The sequence below is a fragment of the Alphaproteobacteria bacterium genome (assembly GCA_037200005.1).
Taxonomy (GTDB): Bacteria; Pseudomonadota; Alphaproteobacteria; order UBA9219; family RFNS01; genus JBBCGY01.
In genome coordinates, this window is record JBBCGY010000001.1 from 848,196 (window position 1) to 865,462 (window position 17,267).

The following is a 17,267-nucleotide window of genomic DNA, read 5'->3' on the forward strand; positions in this document are numbered from 1 at the left end:
CAGGGCGATTTTGGTCGCTTGCCAGTTCATCAGTAATGCCTCATCAGCCCGACCAGTTTCCCCTGAATCCGCACGCGGTTCGGGTCATAGATCATGGTTTTGTAGTGGCGGTTGGCGGGTTCGAGCGCGATCATGCCGTTCTGGCGATTGAAGCGCTTCAATGTCGCTTCCTGCTCGTCGATCAGCGCGACGACAGTGTCTCCAAGTTCGGCGCGTTCGGCGCGGCGGATGATGACAAGGTCGCCGTCCAGAATGCCGTCCTCGATCATGGAATCGCCGTCGACTTCCAGCGCGTAATGATCGCCGGGACGCGCGCGCGCGCCGATCATGTCCGGCGGAATGGCAATATCCCGCAAGGGATCGCTGATCGCTTCGATGGCGGTGCCCGCCGCGATACGTCCGTAAAGCGGCAGATTGACGGCATTCATCACGGCGGTCAGCGGAATGTCGGGCATGTCGTTGGCGGCCAGATGCTCCGGAAGCTTCAGGATTTCCAGCGCCCGCGCCTTGTGCGGCAAACGGCGGATGAAGCCGCGTTCTTCCAGCCCCATGATCAGGCGGTGAATGCCCGATTTGGAGGCGAGGCCGAGGCTCTCCTTCATTTCGTCGAAAGAAGGCGGCACGCCGTCGCTGTCGAGCCGCTCTTTAATCAGCAGCAGAAGCCGTTGTTGTTGGCGGGTCAGCATGAAAGCCCTCATGAGGACAAGTTGTAGAACAAAACAAGAATATATTCGTTCTATTCTTGTTCTTATTATCTGTCAAGATGGAAATGAGGATGGAAAAACTATAAGATTTATCAAATAATTGTGATCGTATTCACGCCAATCCAAGGAGATGCCATTGCCTCTTACCAGCCCTTCGGCCCTGGTAGCCGATTATTTGCGCTTGCTCGGCATGAAGGGTCAGCCTTCCTTGCCGAATGTTTCGGGCGCGGGAGGGACATGCGCGATTTTCGCGCCGCATCCCGACGACGAAAGCATCACCACCGGCCTGGCGCTGCGTCTGCGGCGCGAGGCGGGAATGAAGGTGGTCAATATTCCCGTGACATTGGGCAGCAATACCGGACGCAGGGAAGAACGGAAGCAGGAACTGCAAAAGGCGTGCGAGCTGCTCGGCTTCGAGATCGTCGAGCCGGCGGCGCAATGTTTCGATCAAGTCAAGCCGGACACCAAGACGGCGCAGCCGATTTTCTGGGACGGCATGGCGGCAAAACTCGGCGCGCTGCTGGAGCGGATCAAGCCCGACATCCTGTTCCTGCCGCACCGGGGCGATGCGCACCCGACGCATGTCGGCACGCATGATCTGGTGATGGACGCGCTTGCCAAGCTGCCGGCCGAGTTCAGCACCATTCTGGTCTTCACGGAATATTGGCAGCCGCAAATCTTGCCGAACCTGATGGTGGAATCGCCCGCGGACGATGTCGCGCTGTTGATCGAGGCGCTGCAATGCCATGCGGGAGAAATCGCCCGCAATCCCTATCATCGCTCGCTTCCGGCCTGGATGATCGACAATGCGCGGCGCGGCGCGGAGGTCGTCGGCGGCCTCGGCACCGAGGCGGGCCATATCGCCTTCGCGACTTTATATCAGTTCGGCGTGTGGCGCGGCGGGCGCTATGAAACCGCGCCCGTGACGATGATCCTGCCCGCGAGTCACTCCGCCGCTTCGCTGATGGCGGCGGCGGCTTGATTGATGACGGCGCGTTTGCCGCCGTTGCGCGATTTCTTGACCGGCACATCCGCCCATTGCACCGCGACGTCATGCAGCGTGCTGAAGACCTGCCGCAATTCCTGGCCGCGTTCGCTCATGCCATAGGTGACCTGCGGCGGCACGGTCGGCTCGTACTGGCGGTAGATCACGCCCGCCGCTTCGAGCATGCGCAGACGCTCCGTCAAAACCTTCGATGAGATTTTTCCCATCTTGCGCTTCAACTCCAGAAAGCGCGTCGGCCCGTTCTGCGACAGGTTCCAGATGATAAGGCAAGTCCAAGGCCCGGATAAAAGCTTGAGCAGATTTTCCATCGGGCAGGAGTGGGGCGCTTCGGTCATAGGTTTCACCATAAATAATGAGACGGACAATCCATTTCACAGTCACTATAAAGTACCTACTTTCTAAAATCAATAAACTTCCTTATATATCTTTGATATCAACAATAAAGGAAGGATGCAACCATGAGTAAGATCGCCATCGTTTATCACAGCGGGTATGGGCACACCGCCATTTTGGCTGATTCCGTAGCGAAGGGCGTGAACAGCGTCGCGGGCGCCAGCGCGCACATCATCAAGGCCGAAGATGCCGACAAGCATTGGGACGATCTGGCCGCCGCCGATGGCATTATCTTCGGCGCGCCGACCTATATGGGCAGCCTTTCCGCGCCGTTTAAGGCTTTCATGGACGCGAGCTCTAAGGTGTGGATGCAACAGTCTTGGAAAGACAAAATCGCCGCCGGATTCACCAATTCCGCCAGCCAGAGCGGCGATAAGCTGAATTCGCTGATCCAGCTTGCGATTTTCGCCGCGCAGCACGGCATGATCTGGGTAAATCTTGGATTGCTGCCGGGGAATAACGCGTCCACGGCTTCGCCTAACGATCTTAACCGGCTGGGCAGCTTCCTCGGCGCCATGGCGCAGTCGAACAATGACCAGGGGCCGGATCTCGCGCCTCCGGAAGCCGACCGCAAGACGGCGGAGCATCTGGGACGGCGCGTGGCCGAGATCGCGGCGCGAATGAAGAAGTGAGAAGGCGAGGAACGTTCAGTGCTTAGGGTCCAGACTCTAAGGCGCGGGGGATGATTTCTTCGGTTTCATGGCCCTGATGCGGGCTTCCAGAATGCTTTGGCCGAGTTCCGGTTCAGAAGCGATATCGATTCCTGCGGCTTTGAACTGCGCTTTAATGAGTGTGGTCTTAGCCTTCGTCTCGCTCTGAGACATATCGGTGGATGTGCCGAGTTTCCATAGCCTGTATGCAGCGGCAGCGAAATTAGCGCGCGCGCCGGCGAAGGCGATAGTTTTTGCGGCGTCTGGGAGAATCGTGCCGGTTGTTCGGGCGATGCCGGCATAATGCTGATGAAGAAGCATTTGTTGATGGGCAATGGAGGCGGGATCCATCGGCACGATATCGGCCTGAAGATCGAGCGGCGCTTCCAGTTTTTTTATCCTATAGTCAATGGCCCTGCGATGGGCGCGGGCAATGGCCTTCTTGATCTGCCGGTCGAGATCGGAATTGGGAGCGATGACTCTGCCCTCGACCTGGAATTTCTTGCGCAGGTCTTTTTCCTCCGCGTCGATGGCTATAGGATCGAAGATGAGGATTTCCGGACCCTCAAGGGCCGCGAGCCACGTCATGCCGGTTTTTTGGGCGACGCGAAAAGCGCTTCGGGTCAGAGGATCGGGCGTCAACGCTATATTGATCGCCATATATCGGCTTCTCTTCATATTTCTTTTCCCGAGGGCTATATTGCGCCATTCTAATCAAAGAGCGGCGTTACTGGAAGATAAAATCTTTGCTTCAACCCAGGCCAAATCTCGTGAAACACCTCGTGCCCGATCTGCCAAGCGCGGATGAATTGCTGCCATGGCTGCGGCGGATCGACGCCCAGCGCTGGTATACGAATTACGGGCCGCTGGCGCTGGAACTCGAACGGGAACTGCTGGGGCTTGCCGGCGGCGAGGGCGTGGCGCTGACGACGTTGGCGACCGGCTATCACGCGCTGGAATTCGGGCTGCGGGTGCTGGATCTGCCGCCGGGCGGCCATGTGCTGATGCCCGCGGTGACCTTTCCCGCGTGTCCGCTGGCGGCGATCCATGCGGGGCTGATGCCGGTTCTTGCCGACATCGATTCCGCAAGCTGGATTCTGACGCCCGAGATCGCCCGGAACATCGCCGAAAAGAATGCCATCGCCGCCGTGATGCCGGTGGCGGTGTATGGCGTGCCCGTCGATGCGAAGGCGTGGGACGATTTCACGCATGAGACCGGCATTCCCGTGCTGATCGACGCGGCGGCGGCGCTCGGCGCGCAGGAGATTCCACAATACGGCTTGGTCGCCTACAGCCTCCATGCGACGAAGCCTTTCGGCATCGGCGAGGGCGGGGCGCTGGCCGGACGCGATGCCGAACGGATCGCACGGGCGCGGGAGTTGAGCGGTTTCGGCTGTCGCGAGCGCATTACCCATAGTTTCGGCAGCAACGGCAAACTGTCGGAATACCATGCCGCCGTCGGCCTGGCGCAGATCGCGCGCTGGCCGGGGATCAAGGCGCGCCGCGCCGCGCTGCTTGAGCAATATCGCGCCGCGCTGGCGCCGCTGCCGGTGCGGTTTCAGCCGGGCATCGAGAACGCCGTGGTGAGTTTATTGATGGTGGAGGGCGAGGGGATCGACGCGCCGCGCCTGATGTGGGATTTGCCGAAGCGCGGCATTGCCGTTCATCAGACCTATCTGCCGCCGCTCTACCGGCATCCGGCCTTCACGCGCTACGCCGTCGCGTCCGCGCATGGCGAAGTATCGGTGGCCGACGATGTAATCGATGCCAAGGCGGCTTTATGCCGCAATGCCGAATATATGACATGGCATGTCATCGGCCTGCCGTTTCATCCGTTCATGGAGCCGGAAGATATAGCAATGGTGGCGGAGGCGCTGGCGAAGCCGCTTTAGGCGCTGCTGGACAGCGCGGCACGCGGGTTCTATAAACCTGCTGGTCGTTAGTTCATGTCTCAAGAGCCGTGGATATTAAAGTGGATATTAAGCAAATCGTCGCCGAAAGAATCGCGCAGATTACCGAGCGTGTCATGCCTGCCGATACGGACAGAGACGTGGCTTTTCTTAATTTCGGTCTTCACGTCAAGGCGGGAGTTTTTGATCCCAGCCGGGGGCGATCGGCGCGCAAGATGGCGGAAGCCATTGATCTGGCGCCGCCCCGGCCGAATGACAGAGTTCTGGAAATGGGCGCGGGGGCCGGCGGGCTTACCATCCATATGGCGAAGAACCATGGCGCGACTGACATCACCGCGCTCGATATCATGCCGCAGGCCGTTGCCTGCGCGCGCGAAAACTTTGCAAGGCACGGGCTTGATCATGTCAGGCTGAATGTCAGCGATCTTTTCGCCGCCGTCCGCGAGGAAATTTTCGTTCCCGGCGGCGGAAAATACGATTACATCGTTTTCAATGCGCCGACCGCGCACCCGGCTGCGCTCGCGAGCCTGAAAGGCGCCGTGACGCTGTGGGATCATACCGGATCGGTCAAATCGCGCTTCATCGAGCAGGCAAAGGCGTATTCCAGTCCCGATGCCAGAATTCTCATGATGTATTCTAAATATGCCGATTACGACAGCCTGGCGAATCTCGACCTGCGGGGGTTCGAGCAGCGCCGCCTGCTGGTAAGCCGCGACGATATTTCGGAAGCGGGCGTTTTGTTGCTGAGGAAGTTGCCGGTCGCCGCCCCATGAGCAGGACAATTATTCTTGGCACGCGGTCGAGCCCGATGGCCGTCGCGGTCGCGCAGCAGGCCCGAAGCCTTATCGAGCGCCAGCATCATGGCATCAAAGTCGAAGTGCGCGGCTTTGCGTCCCTGGGGGACAGGGTGCCGGGCGACCTCAAGGTTTTTGGCGGCAAAGGCGCTTTCGTCAAAGATCTGGAAGACAGGCTGCTGAATAGGGAGATCGATTGTGCGATCCACGCGCTGAAAGATATTCCGGGCGATATCGCGCCGCATCCCGATCTGGTGCTGTGCAGTTTTTTCCAGCGCAGCGATCCGCGCGACGCCCTCATCATGCGCGCGGGCCTGGCCGCGCCGGGCCGGGACGCGGAGGGGCTGGTGATCGGCACGACCTCGCCCCGGCGTCAAGCGCAGTTGAGAAAGATGCATGAAGGGATGAATGTCGTCGCTTTGCGCGGGAACGTCGATTCGCGCTTGCACAAGCTTGACGACAAGCAATTGGACGGCATTGTCGTTTCGGTCGCGGGATTGGGATATCTGAACGCGCTGGATCGCATCACGAAAATATACGAGCCCGAGGAAATGCTTCCGGCGGTGGGACAGGGCGTTTTGTGCCTGCAAATCCGCCGCGAGGATTTCGCGCGCTGTTCCTATCTGCGCACCATCAATTCGGAGACGACGGAAATCATGGCGAAAGCCGAACGCGCCATGCTGGAAACCCTGCAGGGCAATTGCTATTCGGCGATTGCCGGTTATTGCGCGCCTGACGCTTCCGGGCTGAAAATGGCCGGAGCGGTGTTTTCTCCGGATGGAAAAATTCAGATGAAATGCGAGAGCCGGCAGCCCGATTCCGGCCAGCCGGAACAGTTGGGGCGCGGCATCGGCGAACAGCTTCTTACGCTCGGCGCGCGCGATTTGATCGGCCTGGCGTAGAGCGCCTGCCTAACCCGTCTTCACGCCCGTAGACCCAAACCCGCCCGCGCCGCGCGCGGTCGCGTCGAGTTCCGCGCTTTCCTGCCAGCTTACGCGCGTATAGGGCGCGACGATCATCTGCGCGATCCTCATGCCCCGGCTGACGGTGACGGGTTCGGTGCCGAGATTGGCGATGATAATCTGAATTTCGCCGCGATAATCGGCATCGATAGTGCCGGGGCTGTTGAGCACGGCGATGCCCTGCTTCAGCGCGAGGCCGGAGCGCGGGCGGATTTGCGCCTCATAGCCGTCGGGTAGCGCGATGGCGAGGCCGGTCGGGATCAGCGCCCGCCCGCCGGGCATCAGCGTCAGATCGTCGGCCAGCGCGGCCTGCAAATCCATGCCCGCGCTTTGCGCCGTGGCATAGCGCGGCAGGTCGAGCCCTTCGGCATGGGATAGGCGTTGGATGGTGACATTCACTGCGGTCATCGTTTTACTCCTTGAAATATTCGGCGATTTTTTCCGCCAGCGCCTGCGCCAGAGCGGTCTTGCTTTGCGGCGGCCAGTGCTCATATTCGGCATGATCGCCCGCGCCGCGATGCATGAACCAGACGCTGTTCTCGTCCGCGCCGAAGACCGCGCCGTTGCTCACGTCATTGGCGAGCAGCCAGTCGCAGCCTTTTTGCGCCAGTTTCTTCTTGGCGTTTTCCATGAGATTGTCGGTCTCCGCCGCGAAGCCGACGACCAGCTTCGGGCGCAGATGATGCGCGGCGATGGTGGCGAGAATATCGGGATTGGGTTCCAATGCGAGAGTCGAGACGCCGCCGTCTTTCTTGATCTTTTGTTCGCTGTAATCCGCGACGCGCCAGTCGGCGACGGCGGCGCAGGCGATGAACAGATCGGCGGGCAGGGCTTGCAGGCATGCGCCGAGCATCTGCTCCGCCGTTTCCACATGGATGATTTTCACGCCTTTGGGATCAGGCTCGCTCACCGGGCCGCTGACAAGAGTCACAGACGCGCCGCGCGCCGCCAGCGCCGCGGCAATGGCGTGCCCCTGCTTGCCCGACGAACGGTTGCCGATGAAGCGCACGGGATCGACCGGCTCGTAAGTCGGGCCGCTGGTGACCAGCGCGTGCTTGCCTGAGAGATCGCCGGGTTTGCCGAGAATGTCGGTGATCGCGGCCATGATTTCCGGCACGTCGGCCATGCGGCCCATGCCGGTTTCATTGCAGGCCATCGCGCCTTCATTCGGGCCGGCCTGGTGAAATCCGCGTTGTTTGAGCATGGCGATATTATGCTGCGTCGCCGGATTGTCCCACATGGCATGGTTCATCGCCGGGGCGAGCAAAATCGGCTTGTTCGCCGCCAGCAGCGCCGTGCTGGCGAGATCGTCCGCGAGGCCGTGCGCCAGCTTGGCGATGATGTTGGCGCTGGCGGGCGCGACGATGATGAGATCGCTCTCGCGCACCAGGCGGATATGGCCCATTTCCTGCTCGTCGGTCAGCGACCAGAGGTCGGTATAGACTTTCTCTTCCGACAGCGCGGCGACTGAAAGCGCCGTGACGAATTCCGCGCCGCCCTTCGTCAAGATACAGCGCACGCGCGCGCCTTGTTCCCGCAGGCGGCGGATCAGGTCGAGCGATTTATAGGCCGCGATCCCGCCGCTGATGACGAGCAGAATGACGCGGCCCTGGAGAGGAGAGGTTATCATCAGTCGAACTTCTCCTGCGGATAGGCACCGAAGAAATCGCTCTTGCGCAAATAGCCGCTGAAATTCTTGCCGCGCGCCTTGCACCATTCCGGCGCGCAGGATTTGATGTCGAAGATGACGCCGGGTTCCAGATGGGCGGCGATAGAGGCTTTTTCATTCGGATCGTCGCGCAACTCATGAATTTGTCCGGTGACCATGCCGCGCCGGTCCATCCTGAGCTTGGTCTTATGCACCCAGCCTTCCGCGCCCTCGAAATCCCTGATCCTGTACCAGAGATCGAAGGCGGCGATGATTTCCACCGGCATGCCCGCGCGGCGATAGACCCATTCGATGGGGTAGCGCGTGCCCGGCCCGGTACGCAGATTCACTTCGGAATAGCGCAGCGCGGCAAAACGCGGCAGAGCGATGGTCTCCTTCTTGCCGCCGCTGTTTTCTTCCTCATCCGCATGAGCGGGGAAGGCGGCAAACAAGGTTAAGATCAATAGAAGGCAAATGGATTTCATGACCCTAATTTAGCGGGTTGCGGGGGCGGCGTCACGCGGGAATAATCGCGAATGTATTTTAACCCTTGATCCTCGCCGGGCATAGGCTCTATGCACTAGAGGAGAATATTGCAACGCATTTTCATAAGAGATCATCATGACGGATACGCGTTCACCCCAATCGGCATCGGCCCTGGCTTCCAGAGCAAAGCAAAGGGCGGATTCCCTCGTACCGTTTCAATTATCTGTGGAGGACGAGGAGGCGCTTGTCAGGCAAGTCACCGGGCAAATCCTTCATTGGGACTTGTCGGCGAAGAGTCCCGAAACGCTCTTGGGCGATGTTTCAAAGACGGTCACATCGACCCTATTGCTGGTGACTCATAAACGAGAGGCCGGTGAGTTTAAAAAACTATGCGCGCGTCATTCGGCGGATTCGATCACATTGCGGGATTTTATCTATTCGCCTCTGTTCGAAAAGCCCGCGCGATTGAATATGGCTCGCGCCGCGAGAAAATCGGGCGGAGAAAGCAACAGAAAAGTCACGCCTATGGAAATGGCATTGGCGCAAAGCCTTTATAAGGCATCCTGGCAGCAATTGGCGAAGCTGATGATCCTTGGCGTTCTGCATCACCGTTCGCGTGACCTGCAGGGGCTGGAGCTGCCGCCGGGCCGCCAGATATATTCCGCCGGCGCCGAACTGCTGGCAGGCGTGCCCATGCCGCAGCCCGTGGTGATTGAGCCGCTTGCGGAGCCTGATCCGGACTTGGCCCCCACCACGAAAGCTGCCGCATGGGAGTTGCTCAAGAGGTATAAGTTCAAGGAAGGGCATATTGACGCTTACATCGACAATCGCCCGGTAAGAAAGGCGCTGAAGCTTCTCAAAGAGCTTAAGAACGAATAAAATTCGATTTCATTGACGGAAATTTATACGACGGAAGATCGTTCGGGCATATCGCCTTCAGCCTGTTCGGCGGCGAAAGCCGTCATGAAGGCCGCGTAGCCGCCTGTCTCGATGGCGGCGCGGATATCGCGCATGACATCCTGATAATAATGCAGATTATGCCAGGTCAGCAGCATCGGCCCGAGCATTTCCTCGGCGCGGAACAAATGATGCAGATAGGCGCGGCTATAGCTGCGGCAGGCGGGGCATGAGCATTTTTCGTCGAGCGGGCGCGGATCGCGCATATGCCGCGCGTTGCGGATATTGAGCGTGCCGCGCCGCGTGAAGCCCTGGCCGGTGCGCCCGGAGCGCGTCGGCATCACGCAATCGAACATATCGACGCCTCGCGCCACCGCGCCGACGATATCGCCAGGCTTGCCCACGCCCATCAGATAGCGCGGCCTATCCTGCGGCAGCAGCGGCGTCGTGACGTCGAGCGTGGCGAACATCAATTCTTGGCCTTCGCCGACCGCCAGGCCGCCAATGGCGTAGCCGTCGAAGCCGATTTCTTTCAGAGCCGCCGCCGACTCCGCCCGCAATTCTGGATGCACGCCGCCCTGATTGATGCCGAAGATTCCGTAACCCGCGCGCGGCTGGAAAGCCGCCTTGCTGCGCGCCGCCCATCGCATCGACAGGCGCATGGACTCGGCGGCTTCGTCATGCGTCGCGGGATAGGGTGTGCATTCGTCGAAGGCCATCGTGATGTTGCTGTCGAGCAGATGCTGGATTTCGATGGAGCGTTCCGGCGTGAGGTCATGCGTGCTGCCGTCCAGATGGGATTGGAACTTGACGCCGTTCTCGGTGATCTTGCGCAGCTTGCTCAGCGACATGACCTGGAATCCGCCGCTGTCGGTCAGGATCGGTTTCGGCCAGTTCATGAATTTGTGCAGCCCGCCAAGCTCCGCCACCAGTTCCGCGCCGGGGCGCAGCATCAGGTGATAGGTATTGCCGAGCAGGATTTGTGCCCCTGTCGCCGCGACATTCTCCGGCAGCATGGCCTTCACCGTGCCCGCCGTGCCGCACGGCATGAAGGCGGGCGTCTCGATCTCGCCATGCGCCGTCGTCACGCGCCCCCTGCGGGCGTGATTGTCGGTGGCGAGGAGGGTGAAGGTGGTGCCGTTGGTCATGCCGCAGGTTCTAGCAGACACGCATCCCCATAGGAATAGAAACGATAACCGCTTTTGATGGCCTGGCGGTAGGCGCTATGCATGCGCTCCGTCCCGGCGAAGGCGCAGGTCAGCATGAATAAAGTCGATTTCGGCAGGTGGAAATTGGTCAGCAGCAGATCGGCGCCGCGGATTTTCTTGCCGGGATAGAGGAAGATATCGGTCGAGCCGGAAAAGGGCCGGATCGCGCCCTTTTCGTCCAGCGCGGATTCGAGCAGGCGCAGCGATGTCGTGCCGACGGCGACGATGCGCCCGCCTTGGGCGCGGGTATCATTGATCGCGGCGGCGGTTTCGGCGGCAATCTCGCCCCATTCATGATGCATTTTATGCTCGGCGATATTTTCAGTCTTGACCGGAAGAAAAGTTCCCGCGCCGACATGCAGCGTGACCGTAACGCGGCGGATATTTTTGTCCTCCAGCCCCGCCAGCAATTCCGGCGTGAAATGAAGTCCGGCAGTGGGAGCGGCGACCGCGCCCTCGCGGGCGGCGAAGATGGTTTGATAGTCCGATCTGTCTTCAGCACGGCCTTCCGCGGCGCGCTTGATATAGGGCGGCAGGGGCATGATGCCGTGCGCGGCAAGCCGTTGATGCAAGCCTGCGCCATCGCCGCCGAAATCGATGACGGCGAATCCTTCCGGCAATTTGTCGCGCACGATGGCCGAGAAATCGGCGCTGAAGTTTATCACATCTCCGGTGCGAAGCCGTTTGCCGGGGCGGGCGAAGGCTTCCCATAAGCCCTTGCCGAGATCGCGATGCAGCAGGATTTCAATCTTCACCTCGCCGCGCAGACCGAACAGCCGCGCCGGAATGACGCGCGTATCGTTCGCCACCAGCAAATCGCCGGGACGCAGCAAATCCGGCAGATCGCGGACGGCATGATCGGCAAGCGCATCGGCGCGAACGCTCAAAAGCCGCGCCGCGTCGCGCGGCCGCGCCGGTTCCTGGGCGATAAGCTCCGGCGGCAGCGTGAAGTCGAAATCGCTTAGATTAAGCCCTATGTCGGCGATGGTGGACAATTACGGCCTGGCTTGAGGCGTTGAATCCGCGCCGGGCGGCTGGGACGAAGGGCGGGCCGGGCTTCTCGCGGCCTGAATTCTGGCGTTGACGCCCTCAAATTCGTCCGTGCAATAAAGCTGATTCATGTCTCCGGCGATGTCGAGAGTCAAAAGCGTGCGCGCTTTCTCATCCGTTACGGGTTCGGCATTCTTAATTCTGTTTGCGGATACCAAAACCGGCTGGCCGGGCCGCGCGTATTCTGTGTTGCCGGATACCGCACTGCGCGCGTTCGTCATCCTTAGAAATGCGCCGCCGGTTTGCCTGTCCACAAGATCGGCAATATCCGTGAAGCGCTCTTGCGCGGGAATGACGCGACCATCCTGCATCGTCATGATCGCTTTGGTGCTCGCCCAGGTTTCGAGCTTCACGATGTCGGCCACCGGCAGTTCGATGGGTTGTTCCACGGTTTCGCGCCGGGCGCTTACGATCGTGATCATGTTCGGCGGCATCCGATCTTCTTCCTTAAGCGGGAGTGGATTCGGGATTGGCAACCGTCGCGCCGGAGAACGCAGGCCGTTGCGCCGCCGGTTCCGGGCGTTTGAGTAATTTCGCGCCGCTCGTGATTTCCGCGATTGTGTCTTTGACATGCAGGACGGCGACCCTGTTGTCAACGGCCAGCGCCGTGGAAGAACCGCTTGTCTCCTGGACACGCCTCATGTCTTGTATGCTGTCCGCCGCCACGAGAATAGAGGTCTTGTTGAAGGGAGCGTATACTTGTGTCAGTTGCAAAAGGGGCCTGTTGCTTTTTTCGGCAACGAGTTTCGCGACATCTTCATAAGATGCACGCACGTTATATTCATACATGCGCGTAGAAATAGTGGTGCCGAAGCTCAGCGTCCGATAAGGCTCGACTCTGATAATATCTTGAGCGGAAATCTCAACGGGATTTTGAGATTGAAGCGTGGTTAAATGAATAAGATCATCCGACATTTGTTATCCTTTCATTGATCATGAAATAAGCGAGGCAAGATAGCCCATGAATGGCGAAACTAAAAAACAAAAACCGCCGTTAACCATAAGGGCGGCGGCTTAATCCACCACAACGCCATGGTCGCGGGCGAAGGCGCGGAGCTTGTGGCGCAGGGAGGGATCGGGGCGCAGGAGTTGGGTCGAGAGATATTCCTTGAGCGGCGCGACGTTCAGGCTCTGCATCATTCTTTTGACGCGTGTGAATGACGAGGGCGAGAAAGACAGCGCCCTGACGCCGAGGCCGATCAGCGTCATGGCTTCGAGCGGCGATCCCGCCATCTCGCCGCAGACGCTAAGCGGCTTGCCCGCCACCGCGCAGCACACCACCAGTTCGCGCAGCATCAGAAGGAAAGCGGGCGAGAGCGTATCGTAGCGCGCGCTGACGCGGGCATTGCCCCGGTCGGCGGCGAACATATATTGCAGCAGATCGTTCGATCCGACGCACAGGAAATCGACATGCGGCAGCAAAGCGGGCAACTGCCAGAGCAGCGCGGGAATTTCCACGATGACGCCGACGGAAAGGCTTGCCGGGCCGACGAGGCCGAGCGCGGCGTGGCGCTCGCGGGCCTGCGCGAGAATTTCCTTGGCCGCCGTAAGCTCCGCGACCGTGGCGATCATCGGGAACATCAGGTTGAACGGCTTGCCGCCCGACGCGGCGAGAAGAGCCTCCAACTGCTGGCGCAGGATCGCCGGGCGGTCGAGGCCGATGCGGATCGCGCGCCAGCCGAGAGCCGGATTTTCTTCCTCGCGCAAGCTCAGGCTCGGCAGCATCTTGTCTCCGCCGATATCGAGCGTGCGAACGGTAAGCTGGCGGCTGCCGGTCATGGAAAACGCGCGGCGGTATATATCGGTCTGTTGCGCGACGGAGGGATAATCTTCGCGCGTCATGAACGGGATTTCGGTGCGGTACAGCCCGACCCCCGCCGCGCCCGTCGTTTCCAGATGGTCGAAATCGATGGCGAGGCCGCAATTCAGCAGCAGATCGACCGCGACGCCGTCGGCGGTCATGGAGGGCAATTCGCGCAGTCCCGCCAGTTCGTATTGCCGCTGTTCGGCGATTTCCCTGTGGCGCGCAAAAGATTCCTGCACGTCCTCGCCGGGGCGGATATAGACGATGCCGCGCTCGCCGTCGATGATCAGCGGATCGAGCGGCTCCACCCGCGACAGGATGCCGCTGCATTGTCCAATGACGGGTATGTCGAGCGCCTTGGCGATGATGGCGACGTGGCTCGCCATGGTGCCGGTTTCCAGAACCAGACCGCGCAATTTCCGCCGGTCGTAATCGAGCAGCTCCGCCGGGCCGAGGCTGCGCGCGATCAGGATGGAATCGTCCGGCAGGGTCGCCGCCGCCGTGGCGGCGCGGCCCGTCAGATGTTGAAGTAATCGGTCGACCAGATCGTCGAAATCGGCCAGCTTCTCCCGGATCATGGGATCGGCGACCTGGCCGAAGCGGGCGCGGTAATCGTTTTGCACCTTTTGCACAGCGGCTTCCGCGGTCAAGCCCTGATGGATCGCGTCTTCGAGTTTTCCTACCCAGCCGCGGTCGGCGGCCAGGATGCGATAGGCATCCAGGATGTCGCTGGTGTCGCCATGCGCGCCGAATTGCGGCATCGCCATCATGCTGTCGATTTCCTCCAGCAGGCCGCCGAGCGCTTCATGAAGCCTTTTGCGCTCATGCTCGCTGTCTTCGGCGACCATTTCGCGCAGCGTGATCTGCGGGCGATGCAGAACCGCGTAGCCCGCCGCCAGCCCGCCATTCAGGCTGAGGCCCTCGGCGCGGTTGGGGCGCAGGGAAGGATCGCCTACTGGGGAAATTTCGTTGACCGGCACCAGCTCGTCCTGCGCGATCATCTCGGCGACGATCATGGCGACGGTTTCGAGCAGTTCGATCTCGTCCTCGGCGTAATGCCGTTTTTCCTTATGCTGGATCGCCAGCACGCCGCGCACCTTGCCGCCGCGCAGGATCGGCACGCCCATCATCGACGTAAAGGCCTCTTCGCCGGTTTCCGGGCGATAGACGAAGCTCGGATGCGATTGGGCGTTGGCGAGCGCGAGCGGCTTCGCCTGCGCCGCGATCTCGCCGATGACGCCCTCGCCGCTGCGCAGCTTGGTGACGCGCACCGCTTCCTGCCGCAAGCCGTGCGTGGCGAACAGTTCCAGAACCTCGCCCGCGCGCATGACATAGCAGGAGCAGACATCCGCGCCGAGCTCGGCGGCGATCAGCGTGACGATTTTATGCAGACGCTTAGGAGCCGTGCCGCCTCCGGCCATGACATCGCGCAGCCTTTTAAGCAGGCGGCGGGAGGAAACTTCCTGCGGTATGATATGATGCACCGCTGTCACTGCGTTCTCCTACGAATGGCGATCGGCCAATGCCGCTTCCGCCTGAGCCACCAGCTCAGCGATGATTTCGCCGGCCGGCTGTTCCTTCGTGACCATGCCCACGCTTTGTCCCGCCATGACCGACCCGTATTCGACATCGCCGTCAATGACGGCGCGGCGCAGCGCGCCCGCCCAGAAATGCTCGATCTCCAGCTGCGCTTCTTCCTTGGTAAGCTTGCCAGCGTCGCATAGAGCGATGACTTCGCGTTGTTTTTCCATAAATTTCTTGCCGCCTTCGTTGGCGATGGCGCGCACGGGGATAACCGGAAAACGCGGATCGAGCTGCACCGAAGGCAAGGCCTCGCGGGCGGCGGCGCGGATGAAGGTCTGCTTGAATTTCGGATGGGCGACGGATTCAGTCGCGCAGACGAAGCGCGTGCCGAGCTGTACGCCCGCCGCGCCGACTTCGAGATAGGCGATGATCGCTTCGCCGCGCCCGATGCCACCCGCGACGAAGACCGGCACCTCGCGGATCGCGGGCAGGATTTCCTGCGCCAGCACCGACGTGGTCACGGGGCCGATATGGCCGCCCGCTTCCATGCCTTCGATCACCAGCGCGTCGGCCCCCATCTTGACCAGGCGCTTGCCGAGCGAAACCGCCGGGGCGAAGCAAACCGCTTTGCGGCCCGCGTCCTTGATCTTCTTGATCGCCGCCGCGGAAGGCACGCCGCCCGCCAGCACGATATGGCCCACATTCTCGGCGATGCATACGTCGATCAGCGCGTCGAGCTGCGGATGCATGGTGATGAGATTGACGCCGAAGGGTTTAGACGTCAGCGCCTGCGTGGCGCGGATTTCGGCTCTCAGGATTTCGGCGGGCATGGAGCCGGAGGCGATGACGCCGAAGCCGCCGGCGTTGGAAATCGCCGCGACCAGATTGCGCTCGGAAACCCAGGTCATCGCGCCGCCCATGATCGCCGCCGGAGAGCCGAGAAATTCGCTGCCGCGTTTCCATAACGCCGTCAATGCGGGGCTGAAGCTCATGCGCCGTCCAATCCATAGGCGGTGTGCAGGCTGCGGACCGCGAGTTCCATGTAATCCTCGGCGATCAGCACGCTGGTCTTGATTTCCGATGTCGAGATGACCTGGATGTTGATGCCTTTCTCGGCGAGCGTGCGGAACATGGTGGCCGCGACTCCCGCATGGCTGCGCATGCCCAGGCCGACGATCGAGATCTTGACGACATGCGGGTCGGTAAGCATCCGAACATAGCCGATTTCCCGCTGCTGCCCGGTCAGGATTTCCACCGTGCGCGCGAGATCGGATTTGGTGACGCTGAAGGTCATGTCGGTGGCCTTGCTGTCGTTCGACGCCGTCTGCACGATCATATCGACATTGACTCCGGCCTCGGCCAGCGGGCTGAAGATCGCGGCTGCCATGCCCGGCCGGTCGGGAATATCGGTCAGGGCGATTTTGGCCTCGTTGCGGCTGTGCGCGATTCCGGTGACCAGTTGAGATTCCATACTCACATCCTCATTGGTTAAAAGCGTTCCGGGCAGATCGCTGCCCGTGTCATCGGCGAAGGCGGACAGCACTTGCACCGGCACGCGGTAGCGCATCGCGAGTTCCACCGAGCGGGTTTGCAAGACCTTGGCTCCCAGCGACGCCAATTCAAGCATTTCCTCGAAGCTGATGCGACGCAATTTGCGCGCATGAGCGACGATTCGAGGATCGGAAGTATAAACGCCGTCCACATCCGTATATATGTCACAGCGGTCGGCCTTGAGCGCGGCAGCAAGCGCGACGGCCGAAGTGTCGGAGCCGCCCCGCCCGAGCGTGGTCACGCGGCCCTGCGGCGTCACGCCCTGGAATCCGGCCATCACCGGAATTTCGCCGTCCTCGATATGCGCCAGCAGGCGCTCGGCGGCGATATTCTCGATCCGCGCCCGCCCATGGCTTCCGTCGCTGGTGAGGGGGATTTGCCAGCCTTGCCAGGCGCGGGCGCGCAATCCGCGCTGCTGGAGCGCCAGCGCCATCAGGCCGCTCGATACTTGTTCGCCGCTTGCGATCACCACGTCGCTTTCCTCGGGATCGGCGAGGGGGGATATGGCATGGCACAGGCCGATCAGGCGGTCGGTTTCCCCCGACATCGCCGACACCACGACGGCGACCCTATGTCCCTGTTTGGCTTCCGCCGCAATTTTAGCCGCCGCGTGCTTGATGCGTTCGATCGTGCCGACGGAGGTGCCTCCGAATTTAGCAACCAATAAAGCCATTTTGCTC

Annotated in this window: 19 protein-coding genes; 6 read left to right on the plus strand and 13 right to left on the minus strand. The window is 60.9% G+C overall.

What is annotated here, in order from left to right; translation table 11 throughout:
* Positions 1-29: 29 nt before the first annotated feature.
* Positions 30-686: a transcriptional repressor LexA gene (gene lexA / locus WDO70_04280; GenBank protein ID MEJ0062423.1), complete on the minus strand. Its 657-nt coding sequence runs from the start codon at positions 684-686 to the stop codon at positions 30-32.
* 154 nt (positions 687-840) lie between these two features.
* On the opposite strand from lexA, the gene WDO70_04285 reads away from it, so the two are divergent.
* Positions 841-1,686, plus strand: a complete 846-nt coding sequence (locus WDO70_04285) for a PIG-L family deacetylase (GenBank protein MEJ0062424.1) — start codon at positions 841-843, stop codon at positions 1,684-1,686.
* Here WDO70_04285 and WDO70_04290 read toward each other — a convergent pair.
* Positions 1,650-2,045 carry a helix-turn-helix domain-containing protein gene (locus WDO70_04290; GenBank protein ID MEJ0062425.1) on the minus strand — a complete coding sequence of 132 codons (396 nt, stop codon included), beginning with the start codon at positions 2,043-2,045 and terminating at the stop codon, positions 1,650-1,652. The genes WDO70_04285 and WDO70_04290 overlap by 37 nt on opposite strands.
* 123 nt (positions 2,046-2,168) lie before the next feature.
* Between WDO70_04290 and WDO70_04295 the strand changes: the two genes are divergently transcribed.
* Positions 2,169-2,735, plus strand: a complete 567-nt coding sequence (locus tag WDO70_04295) for a flavodoxin family protein (GenBank protein ID MEJ0062426.1) — start codon at positions 2,169-2,171, stop codon at positions 2,733-2,735.
* A gap of 36 nt (positions 2,736-2,771) precedes the next feature.
* On the opposite strand, the gene WDO70_04300 is transcribed toward WDO70_04295, so the two are convergent.
* Positions 2,772-3,413: a hypothetical protein gene (locus tag WDO70_04300; protein MEJ0062427.1), complete on the minus strand. Its 642-nt coding sequence runs from the start codon at positions 3,411-3,413 to the stop codon at positions 2,772-2,774.
* A gap of 110 nt (positions 3,414-3,523) precedes the next feature.
* Here WDO70_04300 and WDO70_04305 point away from each other — a divergent pair, with 110 nt between their 5' ends.
* From WDO70_04305 to hemC, 3 genes are all read left to right on the plus strand, one after another.
* Entirely contained in the window at positions 3,524-4,645 is a 1,122-nt protein-coding gene (locus tag WDO70_04305; protein MEJ0062428.1) for a DegT/DnrJ/EryC1/StrS aminotransferase family protein, read from the plus strand.
* Between the two features lie 80 nt (positions 4,646-4,725).
* Entirely contained in the window at positions 4,726-5,436 is a 711-nt protein-coding gene (locus WDO70_04310) for a methyltransferase (GenBank protein ID MEJ0062429.1), read from the plus strand.
* Positions 5,433-6,359 (plus strand): hydroxymethylbilane synthase, encoded by a 927-nt coding sequence (gene hemC / locus WDO70_04315; protein MEJ0062430.1) that lies wholly within the window; start codon positions 5,433-5,435, stop codon positions 6,357-6,359. Before WDO70_04310 ends, hemC begins: the two co-directional genes overlap by 4 nt.
* 9 nt (positions 6,360-6,368) lie before the next feature.
* Here hemC and dut read toward each other — a convergent pair whose 3' ends face one another.
* From dut to WDO70_04330, 3 genes are read right to left on the minus strand one after another with little or no spacing between them, the layout of a single operon-like run.
* The gene (dut, locus tag WDO70_04320) at positions 6,369-6,827 is read right to left on the minus strand and encodes a dUTP diphosphatase (protein MEJ0062431.1); all 459 of its coding nucleotides are present in this window, start codon (positions 6,825-6,827) and stop codon (positions 6,369-6,371) included.
* A 4-nt stretch (positions 6,828-6,831) separates the two neighbouring features.
* Positions 6,832-8,049: a bifunctional phosphopantothenoylcysteine decarboxylase/phosphopantothenate--cysteine ligase CoaBC gene (coaBC, locus tag WDO70_04325; protein MEJ0062432.1), complete on the minus strand. Its 1,218-nt coding sequence runs from the start codon at positions 8,047-8,049 to the stop codon at positions 6,832-6,834.
* Positions 8,049-8,552 (minus strand): SH3 domain-containing protein, encoded by a 504-nt coding sequence (locus tag WDO70_04330; GenBank protein MEJ0062433.1) that lies wholly within the window; start codon positions 8,550-8,552, stop codon positions 8,049-8,051. The genes coaBC and WDO70_04330 overlap by 1 nt, the downstream gene beginning before the upstream one ends.
* A 136-nt stretch (positions 8,553-8,688) precedes the next feature.
* Here WDO70_04330 and WDO70_04335 point away from each other — a divergent pair, with 136 nt between their 5' ends.
* The gene (locus WDO70_04335; GenBank protein ID MEJ0062434.1) at positions 8,689-9,432 is read left to right on the plus strand and encodes a hypothetical protein; all 744 of its coding nucleotides are present in this window, start codon (positions 8,689-8,691) and stop codon (positions 9,430-9,432) included.
* 23 nt (positions 9,433-9,455) lie between these two features.
* Here the strand turns inward: WDO70_04335 and tgt are convergent, their stop codons facing one another.
* The 7 genes from tgt to WDO70_04370 form a co-directional block, all read right to left on the minus strand.
* On the minus strand, positions 9,456-10,598 hold the full coding sequence (tgt, locus tag WDO70_04340; GenBank protein MEJ0062435.1) for a tRNA guanosine(34) transglycosylase Tgt: 1,143 nt from the start codon (positions 10,596-10,598) through the stop codon (positions 9,456-9,458).
* Positions 10,595-11,653, minus strand: coding sequence for a tRNA preQ1(34) S-adenosylmethionine ribosyltransferase-isomerase QueA (queA, locus tag WDO70_04345; GenBank protein MEJ0062436.1), 1,059 nt, complete (start codon positions 11,651-11,653; stop codon positions 10,595-10,597). The genes tgt and queA overlap by 4 nt, the downstream gene beginning before the upstream one ends.
* Positions 11,654-12,130, minus strand: coding sequence for a hypothetical protein (locus tag WDO70_04350; GenBank protein ID MEJ0062437.1), 477 nt, complete (start codon positions 12,128-12,130; stop codon positions 11,654-11,656).
* 25 nt (positions 12,131-12,155) lie between these two features.
* A complete protein-coding gene (locus tag WDO70_04355) occupies positions 12,156-12,623 on the minus strand; it encodes a hypothetical protein (protein MEJ0062438.1) in 468 nt (155 codons plus the stop codon).
* Positions 12,624-12,722: 99 nt separating this feature from the next.
* Positions 12,723-15,005 (minus strand): phosphoenolpyruvate--protein phosphotransferase, encoded by a 2,283-nt coding sequence (gene ptsP / locus WDO70_04360; protein ID MEJ0062439.1) that lies wholly within the window; start codon positions 15,003-15,005, stop codon positions 12,723-12,725.
* A gap of 9 nt (positions 15,006-15,014) precedes the next feature.
* Positions 15,015-16,028 (minus strand): nitronate monooxygenase, encoded by a 1,014-nt coding sequence (locus tag WDO70_04365; protein ID MEJ0062440.1) that lies wholly within the window; start codon positions 16,026-16,028, stop codon positions 15,015-15,017.
* Entirely contained in the window at positions 16,025-17,260 is a 1,236-nt protein-coding gene (locus WDO70_04370; GenBank protein ID MEJ0062441.1) for an aspartate kinase, read from the minus strand. Before WDO70_04370 ends, WDO70_04365 begins: the two co-directional genes overlap by 4 nt.
* Between the last annotated feature and the right edge of the window lie 7 nt (positions 17,261-17,267).

Bases quoted from the DNA above. Each gene is read 5' to 3' on its own strand.
- lexA (MEJ0062423.1), bottom strand. From the start codon at position 686: ATGCTGACCCGCCAACAACAACGGCTTCTGCTGCTGATTAAAGAGCGG.
- WDO70_04290 (MEJ0062425.1), bottom strand. From the start codon at position 2,045: ATGACCGAAGCGCCCCACTCCTGCCCGATGGAAAATCTGCTCAAGCTT.
- WDO70_04295 (MEJ0062426.1), top strand. From the start codon at position 2,169: ATGAGTAAGATCGCCATCGTTTATCACAGCGGGTATGGGCACACCGCC.
- WDO70_04300 (MEJ0062427.1), bottom strand. From the start codon at position 3,413: ATGGCGATCAATATAGCGTTGACGCCCGATCCTCTGACCCGAAGCGCT.
- hemC (MEJ0062430.1), top strand. From the start codon at position 5,433: ATGAGCAGGACAATTATTCTTGGCACGCGGTCGAGCCCGATGGCCGTC.
- dut (MEJ0062431.1), bottom strand. From the start codon at position 6,827: ATGACCGCAGTGAATGTCACCATCCAACGCCTATCCCATGCCGAAGGG.
- coaBC (MEJ0062432.1), bottom strand. From the start codon at position 8,049: ATGATAACCTCTCCTCTCCAGGGCCGCGTCATTCTGCTCGTCATCAGC.
- WDO70_04330 (MEJ0062433.1), bottom strand. From the start codon at position 8,552: ATGAAATCCATTTGCCTTCTATTGATCTTAACCTTGTTTGCCGCCTTC.
- WDO70_04335 (MEJ0062434.1), top strand. From the start codon at position 8,689: ATGACGGATACGCGTTCACCCCAATCGGCATCGGCCCTGGCTTCCAGA.
- tgt (MEJ0062435.1), bottom strand. From the start codon at position 10,598: ATGACCAACGGCACCACCTTCACCCTCCTCGCCACCGACAATCACGCC.
- WDO70_04350 (MEJ0062437.1), bottom strand. From the start codon at position 12,130: ATGATCACGATCGTAAGCGCCCGGCGCGAAACCGTGGAACAACCCATC.
- WDO70_04355 (MEJ0062438.1), bottom strand. From the start codon at position 12,623: ATGTCGGATGATCTTATTCATTTAACCACGCTTCAATCTCAAAATCCC.
- WDO70_04365 (MEJ0062440.1), bottom strand. From the start codon at position 16,028: ATGAGCTTCAGCCCCGCATTGACGGCGTTATGGAAACGCGGCAGCGAA.
- WDO70_04370 (MEJ0062441.1), bottom strand. From the start codon at position 17,260: ATGGCTTTATTGGTTGCTAAATTCGGAGGCACCTCCGTCGGCACGATC.